This window comes from Marinobacter sp. ST-43 (assembly GCF_030541085.1).
GTDB classification, from domain to species: domain Bacteria; phylum Pseudomonadota; class Gammaproteobacteria; order Pseudomonadales; family Oleiphilaceae; genus Marinobacter; species Marinobacter nauticus.
In genome coordinates, this window is record NZ_JASSVO010000025.1 from 1 (window position 1) to 16,021 (window position 16,021).

A 16,021-nucleotide genomic window follows, 5' to 3' on the forward strand; every position below is an offset into this window, starting at 1 on the left:
TGACATGCCCCCGGCCATCGATAAAAGCCGGGGACAGTAGCTGGTTCTGTGGCCTGACGGCCACCCGGGGGTGGGTCAAAACTAATGGCCAGTAGTGGGTCATTTTAATTGGCCATTAACAGTCGCCACTTAACCAGGCAAGGCAGCGGACGCAAAATACGCGCCGCTGCTCGCAGCGTTGAGGCTGTAGAAAAACCCCGAAATCCCCCTCGGTTTTGATAGCATCAGGCAAACGGACAAGGAGTGGTCAGATGCCCCGCTTCAAGCATTACAACTACGACCAGGATGCCATGGTTGTCATCAACTACCAGGAGCAGCTTCAGCCCGGCACCTTTGAACATGCGGTGCACTACCTGATCGAGCACAAGCTGGACCTGTCGGTGTTCCACCCCAAGTATCGCAACGAAGACACCGGCCGGCTGGCCTACGATCCGGCCATCCTCCTGAAGATCATCCTGTTCGCCTACTCCAAGGGCATCACCTCCAGCCGCGAGATGCAGTGGTGCTGCGAGACCAACATCATTTTCAAGGCCCTGTCCTGCGACACGGCTCCGCACTTCACCACCTTGGCCAGGTTTGTCAGCAGCCACTCGGGTGAGATCGAAGAACTGTTCGAGCAGGTGCTGCTGGTCTGTCATGAACAAGGCCTGCTGGGCAACGAACTCTTTGCCATCGACGGCTGCAAGATGCCCTCGAACGCGGCCAAGGAATGGTCCGGCACATTCAAAGAGCTGGAAGAGAAACGTACCAAGCTGCGACGCCTGGTTCGCCATCACCTCAAGGCCCATTACGAGCGGGACGAAGCAGAGACCGAAGCCGAACTGGACCGGGATATCCGACGAGCGAAAACCATCCTGTCGTTGGATGAGGCGGCGAAGAAAGTGGACCGTTTCCTAAAGACGAACCGCCCAAGGATGGGCCGGGGAAAACGGAACAAGGAAGTGAAGAGCAACATCACCGATAACGAAAGCGCCAAGATGACCACCAGCAAGGGCACGATCCAGGGTTATAACGGGGTCGCCACGGTGGACAGGAAACACCAAGTCATTATTGATGCCCAGGCCTTTGGTGAAGGCCAGGAACACCACACCCTGCAACCGGTGTTGGAGCGCGTGGAAGTCCGTTTCAAGAAGCTGGGTATTGCAGACAACATCTACCAGAAAGGCACAATCGTTACCGCTGACACGGGCTTCGCCAACGAAGCCAACATGAAGTACCTGCACGAGCGCCAGATTAATGGCTACGTGCCGGACAACCGGTTCCGCAGTCGTGATCCGAAATTCCAGAATCAGAAAGAGAAGTACGGCAAACGCCATCAGAACCAGCCAACCACGGGCCGGAAAGACATCATCCCAGCCAGTGAATTCCAGTTCGATCCGGTGAATCTGACGTGCATCTGCCCGGCAGGCAATGCCATTAGCTACCAAGGCAAACGCAAAGCCGAGAATGGCAAAATCCGGATGCATTTCGAAGGTCGTTTGCTGCAATGCCGGCACTGCACGAAGAAGCGCCAGTGCATGCAGAATCCGGCGTCCGCCAATCATCGCAAAGGTTCAGGAAGGCAGGTCTCGTTCACCATAGAGAACAAGCGCCTGCCCAACTACACCGACTGGATGAAACACCGGGTGGACAGCCCAAAGGGCAAAGAGATCTACAGCCACCGCATGTCGGTGGTGGAGCCAGTGTTCGGCAACATTGGCACGAATAAGGGCCTGAATCGCTTCAGTTTGCGGGGCAAAAAGAAGGTGCAGGGCCAGTGGCAGCTATACTGCCTGGTGCACAATATTGAGAAGCTGGCGAATTACGGGCGGATGGTGGCGTAATGCCGAGAGTGGAAGTCCCGGACGAGCATCTGCTGGACACCAGCAATACCGGATCCAGGAGCCCCAAAAGGCCGAAGCGGATGGCCGAACATCGAAATCACGGGAATCGGCCAGTTGATGGCCGTGATAAAAATTACAGGAACCAGGCCTTTGGAATGACTCGGAATCGGGTTTTTCTACAGCCTCGTTAGAAATCATGAAAGCATCAATCGCCGCGCTACTACTGCTTTTACCGTATTCTGCTGTCGCTGAGGATAGCGCCGCCGTGCTCGGCAGTAGAGTGAAATCTTGTTGGGGCATTGAAGATCGGTTTGGGCAATCCAGTTGCCTTGCAGAAATAAATGATGGGCTCGAAGCAGAGCTGGCAGGCTTGCAGAAACAAAGAATTGGGCTTGTCTACAATCAGGGTCTGGAGGCCCAAATTGCGGCTGCAAATGATGCGTGGGAAACGTTTCGCCAAAGAGAGTGTTCAGTTGTCAGAGATCAGTTCGAGTTGGCAAGCATACAGACGGCTAAAGTACTCGAGTGCGAGATATACCTCACGGCAAAGCGCGTTGAGAACCTGCAGCATTTAGTTGGCTGTTCCGAGAATGGCTGTCCTTGGTTTTTCTAACAAGGCAATTAAATTCGTTCCGGCCTACGGCCTCCACCGGACGCCCTTGTCAGGGCGCCGTTTATTGCAGCGTGTGTGCCGGGCATGGCACAGAACTAGGGAGCGGAGCGCCGCCCGGGTGAAAGTCCTCCTGCCAGGTGTTCGCAGAGCCGAAGGCTAGGAGAAGGGCAAGGGCGTCATCGCGAGGTGGGGTCTGAAGGAAGCCCAATCCAAAGCGGCGGGGCGACGAACAGGAACCCGATACGAGGTGTGGTACATCCGGGGCGAGCGGGCACGTGACCGCGAAGCCCTCCTTCTGCGACTGGGGTGTGCTTTATAAATCGGGCGTTCATGCCGCGAAAGCTCTGTGCCTTACCCCGGGAGGTCTGCCACGTGTGGACGGACCCACTGAGAGACGAGCGATCGCCTCTGATCGCGTGGCAGAAATCAGCCGAAGGCATAGTAGGTTCGCCCGTGAACTGAAGGCCCGAACAGAGACAGGAGTCGAGTGTCCGTGCAGGGAAACGGGATGGCATCCGCAAAGCAGCTTGCGCTGCCCCTGGAGTCTCCAGGTGATAAACCCGTTGCCGGAAACCGGGAAGACTCGCACTCCGTTCAACCCTCACCGTGGATGGCGCGTGTATTGAGCAGGGACAACCTCAATTGCACCCTGAAACAGGTTCGACGTAACAAGGGAGCGCCGGGCATCGACGGTATGACCGTGGATGAACTGACGGATTATCTGCGCCAACATTGGCCGGAGATCCGGCAACAACTGCTCCAGCAGACCTATCGACCGAAGCCGGTCCGGCGGGTCATCATTCCCAAAGCCAACGGCGGTTCCCGCCCCCTGGGTATTCCGACGGTGCTGGACCGCTTTATCCAGCAAGCAATCGCTCAGGTTATCCAGCAGGATTGGGAACCCCGCTTCCACCCACACAGCTATGGCTTCCGCCCGGGGCATTCTGCCCATCAGGCAGTCCGATACGGACAGCACTGCGCTCGGGAAGGCTGTAACTGGGTAGTGGATCTGGACTTGGAAGCCTTCTTTGACCGGGTAAATCATGATCGGCTGATGGCACGGCTGAAAAGGCATACGCCGGACAGGCCGCTGCTCAGGTTGATCAACCGGTACCTGAAGGCAGGTGTACAGATTGACAGCCGCAAAACACCAACACCCGAGGGCGTGCCCCAAGGCGGGCCACTGTCTCCGGTGTTGGCGAATGTGGTGCTGGATGAGCTGGATTGGGAGCTGGAACGGCGCAACCTGAAATTTGCCCGCTACGCGGATGACTGCCAGATCTACGTGGGCAGTCACCGCGCAGGCGAGCGGGTGATGGTGAGTCTGACGCGCTTTATCGAGGACTCGCTGAGGCTCACAGTGAATACACGAAAGAGCGCGGTAGACCGGCCCTGGAAGCGAAACTTCCTGGGCTTCACCCTCAGCCGGAAAGGGCAGCGATTGAAAGTGGCTGACAAAGCCATCAGCAAGCTGGAAACCCAGGTCCGGAACCTGAGCCGCCGAACACGGGGCCACTCACTGGCGCAGGTGATCGCAGATTTGAAAGAGACCCTGCTTGGTTGGAAAGCGTACTTCGACGCAGCCGAAGTACTGAGCCCGCTGCGGGACCTGGACAAGTGGATACGGCGGAGAATGAGAAGTTACGTGTGGAAGCAATGGGGCCGAAGGGGGTATCGTGAGCTGAGAAAGCGGGGTGTCTCGGTCAGGCTGGCCTGGAACACCGCAAAATCAGCCCACGGCCCGTGGCGGCTGAGTCATTCGCTGGCACTGCGGCACGCCTTGCCGGCCCGGTTGTTCCGGAGCTATGGACTGCCGGAATTGGCAGTACGGTAACGGGTTGAATCAAGTCACTGAATCGCCGTGGTACGTGATCCGTATGCCCGGTGATGTGGGAGGAGGGGGGCCGTGAGGTGCCTCCCTATCCCGATTAAGCATACAAAAATGAGTGAATTAAACCTCTGTCAGATAGGGCGGGAAAATTCATTTTTTTCACCTATGAATAATCACGAAACAATCAATGTGATTCAGACGGAAAGGGAATAGGTGTAGAAATTGAGTGAATTATTCATTGTGAGAATAGATATATGAAGAAGCTGGATGCTTATCGCAAAGCATTGAAGGATTGCGAAAAGATTGCTCAGGAAGAATTCAAAGCGGCAGTAAAGTTTAGTAAGCGTTGTGATCAAATTGTTAAAAACCTAAACAATGAATTTAACGATATTGCATGGAAGGCAGAACAAGTTACCGCCAAGGATCAGGTTGCGGCAAAGGGATTGACTGATATTCAAAGCAGCTTGGGTGCCGGTTATGAGTTGCTCAGGGCTAAGCAAGCAAAGGCTTTAGAACAGCAGAAAGAGTCACTAAAAAGCTTTAGTGTTATGTTGTTTGGTCGCACTATGGCGGGTAAAAGCACTATACGTGAAGCCATCACTGGAGGAGATGGATCAACAATAGGGATGGGGGCGCAAAGAACGACCCGAGACGTGCGTCAGTATGACTGGAATCATCTTCGTATTATAGATACACCAGGGTTTGGTGCTTATAACGGTGAGGAAGATACAGAGATAGCACGCAGCATTCTTGAACAATCAGATGTGGTTATATTTTTACTCAGCGATGATAGTATTCAGGAGTCTACATTTACCGAGCTGAAATACGCTTATCAGTTGAACAAGCCTTTAATATTTGTTGTGAACGTGAAGAAAAACCTGGAGAAGAATGTTCATCGAAAAAAGGCGATAAAAGATCCCAATAGCTATATCTACAATGCTTCAGACCTCGAAGGGCACAAGGAAAGGTTGCGAAATGAAGCTGCAAAGCTGGGGATGAACCCAAGATACATCCATATTGTCCCTATACACGCTCAAGCAGCTTTTTTGTCGACTCAGGAAGCCTATAGCGATCAAAAAGAAGATCTTTATCGAGTCAGTCGAATGGATAATCTTCTGACGCTATTAACAGATGAAATTACGCATAAAGGCCGTACTAGGCGAGTTCAAACGCTATTAGGATCGACATTAACCCATACGGATGATCTTGAGACATTGATTCGTTCCCAGAAAGAATCAGTGAAAGGGCTGCTCAAGGAATATGCTAATACCCAGAAGCGTGTTTATAAATGGCACGAACGCCAGTCAAAACGGGTGCCGGGTAAGATTGAAAAAGATGTCGGACGCGCTTTTGCTCCGTTAATGAAGTCAATATCAAGTTTTGTTGATGACAATATTCAGTCTAAGTATTTTGGCAATAGACTTGAAGATCACATTGCTTCTTTTGATTTAGAAGAACGCTGCAAAAATGTGGCAAATAATATAGCTGAAGAGCTTGCTGCTGATCTTGAACAATTCAATCGGGATATGGCTAAGAATATTGAGCTTGGTGGCAAGCTCAATATGGAGGGAAGTAAAAGGTCATTTGATCCTTTCGATTATAAACGCATGAATGGTTGGACAGCAGCCGGGCTGGGTGTTCTTTCTGCCATTGCTTTTGCAAATAGCTGGAATCCCATTGGTTGGGGACTATTTGCGGCAGGTTTCGTTTTTGGTTTATTTCAAATGTTCTCGGATTCAAAAACCAAGAAGCTTCAAACGGAAAAGTATAGTCGAACTAAGGAGATTCGTGATGAAATAGCAGTGCAACGGGATAGTTCGATTAAAGAAATCACAAAATGGTTTCACAAGGATATCGAACGAAAGCAGATACTTCAGGTTAAATCGGACTTAAATGAGGTCTGCATGGGGCTTGAGAGGTTTATTCAGTCTCTCGAAAAAGCGTTTCTCCAGCTTGATCAATTAGAACATGACATAAACGAAAGGTACTTGCTTCGGTCTATGGACATCGTGGCTTCAGATAAATATCAAAAACCACAGTTTAAACGCATAGTCCGCCAACCCGGTTACGCTTGCTATTTTACCGTCACCAATCATTTTAAAGAGCCTGAGCTGCTCTCGTCGTTGCAGACCCTTTTGGGTGAGCGGGTTAGAGTGGTATACGAAAACTCGGTAGAAAAGATGCTTTCTCATATGTTGGGTCTTAGAAAAGATAGGGCTCGAGTCGAAGGTGAAAATGGAGAGTATTTCATTTTTGCTAAAGAAGAAGATCTTGGCCGGATTATTGGAAAGCAGGGACGCAATATTATGTTGGCTGCTGCTATTTGTAATATCAAGTTATCTGCAAAACCAATGCATGAAATGAGTGAGGTTTGTCATTAATGGAAGAGTTGAAGTTTAATCAGGCTAAACAAATGGTATCGGAATTTATCGCTGATTTGTCTAAGAGAAATGAGTTAACTGAACTGGACCTCAGTTTTCCGAATCAAGACGAGTATCAAAATTCAAAGCTAAATATCGCTTTTGTTGGCCAATATAGCTCTGGGAAATCCTCTCTAATTAAAGGATTAACAGGACTTGATGACATTCCCGTTGGCTCAGGCGTGACAACCGATCAAGTGACTAAGTATGACTACAAAGATCTGGTTGTATGGGATACCCCTGGCATACTTGCTGGTGAAAGGGAACAGCATGATGAAGCATCATTTACAGCGATGGATCAAGCGGATTTGTTGGTTTACGTGATTACAAATGAACTGTTTGACGATGTTGTTGGGGCTGCATTTAGAGATCTATGTTTTACAAAAGGAAGAGAAAAAGAAATTCTTCTGGTAGTAAATAAATCTCAACGCGATTCAGGTACTGTGGAGACCAAATTAAATGGGATTGCTGAGGTTTTAGAGCCCAGAATACCGGAAGACTTTCCTATTGTATTTGTTGATGCAGAGTCATATTTCGAGTCATTAGAAGAAGAGGATGAAGAAGATAGAACAGAATTAATGGCTCTATCCAACTTTAGTGGCTTTATCGAAGCTATTAACAAATTTTCCCAAGAGCGAGGTTTGCTAGGCAAGGTGACTACACCGTTAGCCGCTATACACACTCAGTTAGAAGAGCTACTAGGCAAGTTGGCCGCTGAAGATCCGACGCAGGAAGCGCTGGTTGAACTGCTTCAGCAAAAGATGAGGATATTAAAGTCTAGTCAAAAGCAGCTTCAAGAGCAGTTTGATGGCAATTTAGCTGAAATGGAGCAAAATATTCTACTTATTGGTGATGAGCTGGCGGAGTCAGTGGATGATGGTCTCAACGAGGCGGATTTTAAGCATATACAGCTGCGCGCTGCAGATGATGTTCTTGCTCAAGTTAAGCAAACCCAGCTGAAACTTGAGAAAATCGTCGATTCAGCTTTAAGTACTCTTGAATCTGATCTGCAAGAGCTGGATACAAGCCCGCTAGCAGAGTCACTCAAAGCCGCTTTGAGCGATCATTTTCAAGCTACAGATCAACTTAATGCTAATGCAGATATTGATATTGAAACGCATAATATCGGCGATAAATATGAGAGTTCGGTAAAAACACAGCAGACTCTTAAGTCTGCAGAGAAAGGATTCTCATGGTTATCAAATCAGGCGATCAATAAGACTGCTAAAGAAGGGATGAAAGCAGCATCGGGAAGTAACCTCCACAAAGCAGTCCTGGAGGTAGGACACTTTTTTGGCGCCAAATTTAAACCTTATCAAGCTATTAATATTGCTGAAAAAATTGGCTCAGCTGCGAAGTTTATCGGGCCGGTTATGGCGTTAATCGGCGTAATCGTACAAATCAATGACGACATTCAACAAGAGAAACGTGCTGCAGACCTAATAGCTACTAGACGCGATATTAGGAAGAATTATCGGGAAATATTTCTTGAGTTGAAAAATGAGTTTGTTAAACGTATGGATGAGTTATCAACATCTTTCTATACGACTGAAATTTGCCATGTTTCTGAAGCATTGCAAGACTTACAGAGCACATCAGAAGCGAATATTAAACAGCGGCAACAAATTGAAAAGGCGATATCTGAATTAAACAATCTGCGCGATAGATTGGTGCTTGGGTAGAGTTACGAACCTATGACAGATATAACTTCAGCTCAGTTAGTCACTAAAGACATAGTGAAAATAAGAGTTTTATTACGAATGACAGTCTTGGGTTCACAAGGAAATGCTTAACAAGTGGCTGTTGTCGGACGCACCTCCGCTGGCGCTCCGGAGCGCCGCAAAGCCAAGCGTTATTCCCTTTAAAGAGTCGTCAACATGGAAGGATTAATTATAATATGGGTTGCTCGTTTGGTTTTGCTAGTGATAATTTTTTTAGGTTTTTGGCGTTATTACTTCGGCATTAAAAGCAAAGGATGGCCCGTGACAGATGGTTTAATAATTTCAGGTAAGTCAGAATATTATGCAAATCCATCTGGTGTTAATGGGCATATTCTAAACATTAAATACCGATATAAGGTTAGTGGCAAAAACTATACCTCTACTCGCATTAATTTTTCACTAAATGAATCGGCTGGAAATAAGGCACACGCAGAAGAATTACTTAATAATTATCGTAATGGGAGAGTGGTTAAAGTTTACTATAATCCTAATAATCCAGAGCAGTCAGTGATCGAGCCTGGCAATAATAATTTACATTTGTTTATCACAATGACATTGGGAATTGTTTGCGTCGGTGGTATAGCATTTAGTAACTACATATTTTAAATTTAGGCATAACCAGTGCAGGCACGGCGACGCCTACTACATTGTGCCTTCGGTTCCATTCCGTAGGCGCGCATGCTGCAAGCGTTATCGCACCATCTGAATGTTCGCTTTGCGACCACGCTGCACATTGGTTTTATCTGGGCCCGTCAGGCTGCACATAGTTGCATCGGTCTGTGTTTTCTAACTTTTGCGATCAGTATTCACCCACCGCCGAACCCAATCCAGAGTACCTTCCGAAGGGCTGGAATTACACACCCCACGAACCTCGCCAAGCACCCACGTCTTGTTGTGACACTCAAGCTAGATGGTTAAACGCTCCGGGTGGATCATCCGGTAGATGAACACTTCCCCGAGGGCAACTGGAACATCATAGCTGCCCACGCAGTGCCGCATGGTTGCCCCTTCTTCCAGAAGCTCCAGCCAGGAGCGCAAAGGCTCTATCCCTTCGATTGGGGCGAGGGGCGGTTTCGGGTAGTCGCCGTGTTCCTCAGAAAGCTCTTTCGCCAGGTCTTGGCGCTTCTCTTCGGAGTTTCGGCTGTTTGCCCTGTTGAACCGTTCAACCAGGCGGTCGTGCTGGGCCTGAAGAGCTTCTCTGGAATGGATGCCGGCAAGAACCTGCTCATTCCGGCCGGCCATGGCCAAGGTGTCCCGAATCATCCGGCACAGCCAGGACAATTCCACTGCGGAGGTGTGTTCGTCCACCAGATTCAGCAATCCGGGCCATAACGGTTGTCGAACGCGATTCAGTAAACGAAGGTGGCTTACATGGAGCTGAGGATGGTGCCGCATCAAGGCTAAGTACTCCGAATTCTGAAGTGCGGCGCGAATATCTTCCAGCTCCCAGGGTAATAGAGGCGATAAGGCCAGTCGACGGACTAATCGAACCAGGGATCTGCTGCCTGGAAGCCCAACGGCTTTGAGGATGTCAGAGCGCTTACCGGCTAAGAAAGCGTTAAACGCTTCGAGCGACCACGACTGTTTTCGTGCATGGTCGACCGCCAGGATGAAGAGCAGGGGAGCATCGTTGGCTAGTTCACGCGCCGCCTCGGAGGTCGCACAAGCCTGCGCCAGCTCAAAGTCCATAGCCGGCATTAAAGCGGCAACCGCAGAGACAGACTCCGGCAGCGCATCGCAAAGACGCCGACCCGCATCATCTTCCAGCGTAAACAGGGGTAACCCCGGCGGCTCCAGGAACTGGCCCGAGGCCTAAGCCGTAATACTTTGACTACACTGCCTCAAAAATAACGGCCAAGGATGAAGCTATGTGCGGACGGTACAACGTAACAGACTCACCTGAAGTTAAAACGCTGATGGAACAGCTGGGTTTGCCCGGTGTCGCACCAAGACCTCAACACAACGTTCCGCCAGGTGGGATCGGTGAATTCGTCATCGAGGCGGCCGATGACCGGTACCTGTTGCCGGGCATCTGGTCACTGCTGATCGAGCAAAATCCAAATGATTATGGCTTCCGGCCTAACCCCAAGTTCCATACCTTCAACGCCCGCAGTGATCGCCTGACCAGCAGCCCGCTGTGGAGGAAAGTTTATCCGTTCAAACGCTGCATTGTGCCGGTCAGCGCATTTCATGAATGGAAGGGCAAGCAGGTCTACAACATTCACCCGGAACACGAGGCCACGGCGCTCGCGGGACTATGGCAATCTTGGCATTTTGGCGATGAGCAGGTGAACTCGTTCACTGTCATCACGCTGCCACCGCACCCGAGGTTTAGTCATATCCACCCCAAGAGCATTCCATTGATGCTGCGCCCGGAGGAGTTTGATCCCTGGCTGGATCCAGAGTTTCACGAAACGGATGCATTCCAGAGGCTGATGAGAACGCATATTTCAGCTCCGCTGGTATGCGAACCGGTGCAAAGCACCAAGTGGTTAGAACCGACAGGCGAGATTGAGGTGATTCCGGCAGATTGAGGTGGGCGAACCGTTAGGAAAAAGTCCCGGTTTAACGAAACCACCACCGGATGAAACCGATTGGGGAAAATATGACGATGAATACTCTGAACCATGGTGGGCAGCTTTCCCACTCATCCCACCCATCAACCGCATCGTTGAAATAGCTGATACACAGAAGGGAAACGGATACCCACATAACACAAAGAAATACGAAAACCACAATATTCATAGTACTCCTTCCTCCCTTTTGATAGTCAGCGTGTCAGCTGATTCTCCGCTTCACGCAAAGCAATTTCCCAGGTCTCGTTGGAAACCGGCATTCCGTTTTCAGCTAACGGCGCTACCCCAAGTTCCTGTCGTCTGGTATTTACCTTATCAATGTACTCTTGGGACATCGGGTTGATACCGCGGCTGCGGTCTTTGGCATCAGCAATAGAGTCATAGTAATGGTCGTATTCTTCCGGAAACCGGTCCGCGTGAATCTTGTGCGCGAGCTCCCGGATTCGGGTATTGAGCGCGTCAACCTGATCCAAAGCTTGGATTTCGGCTGGCGTTTTACCAATGCGAGCTTCTCGATGCGCTCGGGCTTGTTCCGCTTTATATCGATTCATGTGAAATACCTCGCTGGATGGTGAAAAGAAATGTCATGGCGTTATGCGCACTGATAGTCAGGGCATGGATAACTGCACCTGTGCGTCGTCTATTGAGATCCAGAATCTCGAGCACGGGATTTTCGTAGTGGAGTTCGGCATACCACACCTGGTAGAAATAGGAGGCTGCTCTATCCAGGTCTTCAGGGGTTATCAGGTCGCAGCGAATAAGCGCTTCAGGAGATTCCGGTTGATGGTAGATTCGGGAGTTTGAATTGAACACCGGATTGTCGTGAATAAGCGCATTGTAGATCTCGTGATGAAATCCAAGCATCGTATCTTCGAAACAGTAGGATGCGGTGGTGAAACCATGTTCGATTAACAGCTCAGGAAAGCGTTGATTATTCAGGGTTGGTGATCCTCCGTTGTTTCTCGGTTAGCGGCTTTACTTCACGGCAATGAAAATCTAGCATTCTAAAGCGACAAATAACGTCGCCAGCGTCAAGGCCACTCAAAAGAAAAGGATTTTTCATGTCCAACACCGCGGTTCGTTACCTCACCATGCTCAGAATGGTGCCTCGTTTCCCGAAGACCATCACCACGAGTGAACTTGCAGAGCGCCTTGATGATCACGGTTTCCGAGTCACCATGCGATCAATACAGCGGGATCTGGAGAAACTGAGTCTGGACTTTCCGTTGATCGTGGATGAGGAATCCCGACCGTACCGGTGGTCTTTCGATCGTAATGCGACGATGGATATTATCCCGGCACTCGACCTGCCTGCTGCTTTAACGTTTGAGCTGGCCCGGGCCTATCTCTCTCCCATGTTGCCGCCACGGGCTCTGTCGCACCTGAAGCCCCATTTCGATGAAGCCCATCGCACCCTGCTCCGGGAAAAGAATCCTCTGGGCCAGTGGCCAAACAGAGTGCGTGTCATCAACCGCGGGCTGGGGGGTGAACGGCCGGCTATTGATGCGGATGTTCTGGAAACCGTTACCGAAGCCCTGTTACGAGAGTACAAGTGCAAGCTGACCTACCAGGCTCGTAAATGGGCCGAGCCTGAGGAGATCGTGGTACACCCGTTTGGACTGATTTTCCGGGATCCGAATGTGTATCTGATTGGCACCATCGAGGGCAGGGAAGGCACGCGCCAACTGGTTCTGCATCGGGCCACTACAGGTGAGTTGGTAGAGGAACCATCGGATCGACCAGAGGATTTCGATCTGGATTTGTACATTCGTTCAGGCGCTATGGGCATTCTCAAGTCCGATGAACCTGTGTACCTGAAGTTACGTTGTGACAAACCGGCTTTGAACCATCTGATTGAATCACCCTTGGGGTTTGACCAGATCACCAATGAGATTGATGACTCAACGTTCGAGATTGCCGTTACCGTGGGCGACACGCAGGATTTGCGGTGGTGGCTGACGGCGCAGGCGATTCATTGCGATATTCTGGAGCCTGAGTGGTTGAAACTAGACATTGAGAACACGCTTTCGCGGAGCCTTAACAGAGTAAGAGGTGGGAATAACTCATGAGCATTTTCGAAAACGACCAGAGCTCAATCAGCAAAGTCACGACGGAACAACTGGCACAGATTTTGGGTGGTGGAGACTGCTTTATAAGAACCCGTGACGGAAATGTTACAGGCATGGCCATTAGACTTGATCTGAATCCAGAGGCACCAAATCGGATACTTGTAGGAAAGGGACCAAGACTCGAGAGCTTATCCAAGAAGATGGTTGCTGCAAATGCGTTTCTTCCGGTGTATCTCAAACTTGCTACAAATCAGTGGGCTCTGTTGGGCCACTATAAAGCCCAAAAATTTGAGACAGATCCCAGCGAGGTAGAGAGCTACAGGAAAGGTCGTAGCGGCGAGTTGAGCGGAGTTCTGTTTTTAGTTGGCGAGAACACCGAGGAAGAGTCTACTGGATTTTTCGCGGCCGGCTATGTCCAAGATGCCGAGCGACGGAAAGTGATTGAAGTAGCTGCCATTAAGTACGTTATTGGCACACTGACCAAACGCGAAACAGGTTACGATGTTGAATCCGTTGAAACCAAAAACCTTGGATTCGATTTATTGGCTAAGTCAAAGGATGAAGTTCGACGGATAGAGGTCAAAGGGACATCCTCTGTTACACCTACCTTCTTTCTCTCAGCAAACGAATATCGAGCTTCCCAAGTCATGCCCGGATGGGAGTTGATGGTCGTGACCGAAGCAGATACTAATCCAAAAATATATAGGTATTCACCTTCGGAGATATCGAATAGTTTCGATATAAAGCCGACTATCTACAGGTGTGAGCTCAAAGCTGATTAAATTCCTGCGACGCTGCTTGTCGCAGGAGTTCTCCACAATATCACAAGATATTCTGGAGGCCCGCTATGCTGTTATGGAAAGAACTCATCAATGAAGCCCACGAGCCGGACTATCCTGCATCCTCATCCAAAGACGAGCTGAAGCTACTGCAAATCTACCTCTGCCGGTTGTTCCTCATCACCGGGTATAAAAAGGAATTCCGTCTCGTTGGCATGGACGAGCCGGACGTTTTCCTCGGGCTGAAGCTGCCGACAAGAGATGAGAGTGAGGTAAGTGCAGCGGTTTTCCTGGAGGCAGTACGTAAGCGCGAAAAGCAGCTTACTCAAAGCCTGAAAGGCAAGCCGGAACTGTCCTTTGAGCCTCTGCTGGCCAACCTGATCAAGGAGCTGAAGCCGAGCGTGGTTGAGGTCAAACTGTTGATCTTCGCCATCCTTCTCCTCAATCACCCGAAGGCTAAGGAAGTCATGCGGGATCTGGAGATTAATGAATTTGGAAACTCTGTTAGTGCTCTGGCCAGGGCGATGCGAGAATCCGGGAGAACCATTGCCGCGGCGTTAGATCAGGACGCCATGCTTTGCCAAATTCGCCTGTTGGAGGAACCGAACCAGAACAGCGATATCTGGGATCTGGTAGAGGCCGGGCCGCTCCTGAGTCAGCTGGTGGTGGCCACCTCTGAGCAATGTGACGCAGGCGCCACAGAAGACATCGAACAGATGCTGTTCAAGCACATCTGCCCTCCAGGACCAGCGGCACTGCATTCCATCGCCGACTTCAGGGGTATTCCTGATCTTCAGCTGATGCAGGATTACCTGCAGGATGCTCTCAATAACAAATCTCGTGGCAAAAACATTCTGCTCTACGGCAAGCCCGGCACAGGGAAAACCCAATTGGCCAGGGCCCTGGCGGAAAAACTGGGTGCTCCGCTGTATGAAGTGCCCACCAAAGACAGCCACTCTGGCGCCATGACCGGCCGTGTTCGTCTGGACGCTGCCAAGATGGCCCAGATGTTTCTGGAAGATCGGCTAGGCGCCATTCTGATGTTCGATGAAATGGAAGACGCTTTCCGAAAATCCGATCAGCTCGCCAAAGGCTGGTTCAACCAGATGCTGGAGGAGAATCGCGCCCCGGTGATCTGGATCAGCAACAACATCAGTGCCGTCGACGCTGCGTTTCTGAGGAGGTTTGATTTCATTGTTGAGATCGAGGGCACAGGTGGTGATCGCCAAGCCGATAAGCTGAAACAAACGCTTTCTGAGTTACCTGTTGCTCCGGCCTGGGTATCGGAAGTAGCCAGGAAACCCTGGATGACGCCCGCTCTCGCGAGAAATCTGGCCGAGGTAGGCCGCTATCTTCCGCAACGCCAGGTTATGCGTAACCAGCATCGCCTGGAGACCATGGTCCGGCAGCGGCTGGAAGTGATGGGGAAGCGGATGCCGGGCCGTATTCTGCCCAAAGCTCAGAAGTCCGATTTTCCCAAATTCCGGGCCGAGTGGATCAACACCAAACCGACACTTTGGAACGTAGAGCGTTTTATTCGCGAGGAAGGTAGCGCCCGAATCTGCCTGTATGGCCCGCCCGGTGCCGGTAAAACCGCTTATGCTCAGGAACTTGCCAAGCGCCTGAACAAACCCTTCATGCTGCAATCTGGCAGTGATCTGCTGGGCATGTATGTTGGCCAGACCGAAAAGAACATTGCCGAGATGTTCGATAAAGCAGAGCGTAGCGGTGCGGTGTTGCTGCTGGACGAAGCAGACACCTTTCTCTATAGCCGCAATATGGCACACCGCAGTTGGGAGATCAGTGCTGTCAACGAATTCATGGTTCGCCTGGAACGCTTCGAAGGCGTGTTCCTCGCCACCACCAACCGGTTCGACAGCTTTGACAAAGCCATCCTTCGCCGCTTTCAGATGAAAGTGGAGTTTGGCTATCTGACGCCAGAGCAGGTGAAGGCCATACTTGCAGCCTGCGTTGTGGACTCGGAAAAGACCATCAATCTGACACTATCAGACCTGACCGAACTGGACCATCTCACACCGGGCGTTATGCGAGCTGCCGTTCAGAACCTCCGGCTGCGAGGATTCCGGCCACGTACAGGTCGATTGCTCGATGCCCTGAAAGAGGAACAACGCCAGCAAACTGAGGGCCTGCTCAGCCAGCCCATCGGCTTCGTTCAGTAAAGGAGCGCG

At 50.5% G+C, this 16,021-nt stretch carries 12 protein-coding genes; 10 read left to right on the top strand and 2 right to left on the bottom strand.

The window, feature by feature from the left end; all coding sequences use genetic code 11:
* Positions 1–251: 251 nt before the first annotated feature.
* From QPL98_RS17835 to QPL98_RS17860, 6 genes are all read left to right on the top strand, one after another.
* Positions 252–1,823, top strand: coding sequence for an IS1182 family transposase (locus tag QPL98_RS17835; protein ID WP_022991741.1), 1,572 nt, complete (start codon positions 252–254; stop codon positions 1,821–1,823).
* Positions 1,824–2,019: 196 nt separating this feature from the next.
* Positions 2,020–2,436, top strand: coding sequence for a lysozyme inhibitor LprI family protein (locus QPL98_RS17840; RefSeq protein WP_113880732.1), 417 nt, complete (start codon positions 2,020–2,022; stop codon positions 2,434–2,436).
* A gap of 508 nt (positions 2,437–2,944) precedes the next feature.
* Positions 2,945–4,270, top strand: a complete 1,326-nt coding sequence (ltrA, locus tag QPL98_RS17845) for a group II intron reverse transcriptase/maturase (RefSeq protein WP_303293711.1) — start codon at positions 2,945–2,947, stop codon at positions 4,268–4,270.
* 251 nt (positions 4,271–4,521) lie between these two features.
* Positions 4,522–6,648 carry a GTPase gene (locus QPL98_RS17850; RefSeq protein WP_113880734.1) on the top strand — a complete coding sequence of 709 codons (2,127 nt, stop codon included), beginning with the start codon at positions 4,522–4,524 and terminating at the stop codon, positions 6,646–6,648.
* Positions 6,648–8,369: a GTPase domain-containing protein gene (locus QPL98_RS17855; protein ID WP_113880735.1), complete on the top strand. Its 1,722-nt coding sequence runs from the start codon at positions 6,648–6,650 to the stop codon at positions 8,367–8,369. Before QPL98_RS17850 ends, QPL98_RS17855 begins: the two co-directional genes overlap by 1 nt.
* Before the next feature lie 195 nt (positions 8,370–8,564).
* On the top strand, positions 8,565–9,014 hold the full coding sequence (locus QPL98_RS17860; protein ID WP_113880736.1) for a DUF3592 domain-containing protein: 450 nt from the start codon (positions 8,565–8,567) through the stop codon (positions 9,012–9,014).
* A 300-nt stretch (positions 9,015–9,314) separates the two neighbouring features.
* Here the strand turns inward: QPL98_RS17860 and QPL98_RS17865 are convergent, their stop codons facing one another.
* Complete coding sequence (locus tag QPL98_RS17865) at positions 9,315–10,106, bottom strand: PcfJ domain-containing protein (protein WP_081699751.1); 792 nt, start codon at positions 10,104–10,106, stop codon at positions 9,315–9,317.
* A gap of 170 nt (positions 10,107–10,276) precedes the next feature.
* Here QPL98_RS17865 and QPL98_RS17870 point away from each other — a divergent pair, with 170 nt between their 5' ends.
* Positions 10,277–10,942 carry an SOS response-associated peptidase gene (locus QPL98_RS17870; RefSeq protein WP_113880678.1) on the top strand — a complete coding sequence of 222 codons (666 nt, stop codon included), beginning with the start codon at positions 10,277–10,279 and terminating at the stop codon, positions 10,940–10,942.
* Between the two features lie 236 nt (positions 10,943–11,178).
* Here the strand turns inward: QPL98_RS17870 and QPL98_RS17875 are convergent, their stop codons facing one another.
* Entirely contained in the window at positions 11,179–11,535 is a 357-nt protein-coding gene (locus tag QPL98_RS17875; RefSeq protein ID WP_113880679.1) for a hypothetical protein, read from the bottom strand.
* Between the two features lie 510 nt (positions 11,536–12,045).
* Here QPL98_RS17875 and QPL98_RS17880 point away from each other — a divergent pair.
* The 3 genes from QPL98_RS17880 to QPL98_RS17890 all read left to right on the top strand — a co-directional run bounded on the left by QPL98_RS17880 (position 12,046) and on the right by QPL98_RS17890 (position 16,012).
* The gene (locus tag QPL98_RS17880; protein ID WP_303293712.1) at positions 12,046–13,053 is read left to right on the top strand and encodes a YafY family protein; all 1,008 of its coding nucleotides are present in this window, start codon (positions 12,046–12,048) and stop codon (positions 13,051–13,053) included.
* A complete protein-coding gene (locus QPL98_RS17885) occupies positions 13,050–13,835 on the top strand; it encodes a DUF3883 domain-containing protein (protein WP_022992916.1) in 786 nt (261 codons plus the stop codon). Before QPL98_RS17880 ends, QPL98_RS17885 begins: the two co-directional genes overlap by 4 nt.
* A gap of 65 nt (positions 13,836–13,900) precedes the next feature.
* The gene (locus tag QPL98_RS17890; protein WP_303293713.1) at positions 13,901–16,012 is read left to right on the top strand and encodes an ATP-binding protein; all 2,112 of its coding nucleotides are present in this window, start codon (positions 13,901–13,903) and stop codon (positions 16,010–16,012) included.
* Positions 16,013–16,021: the final 9 nt, after the last annotated feature.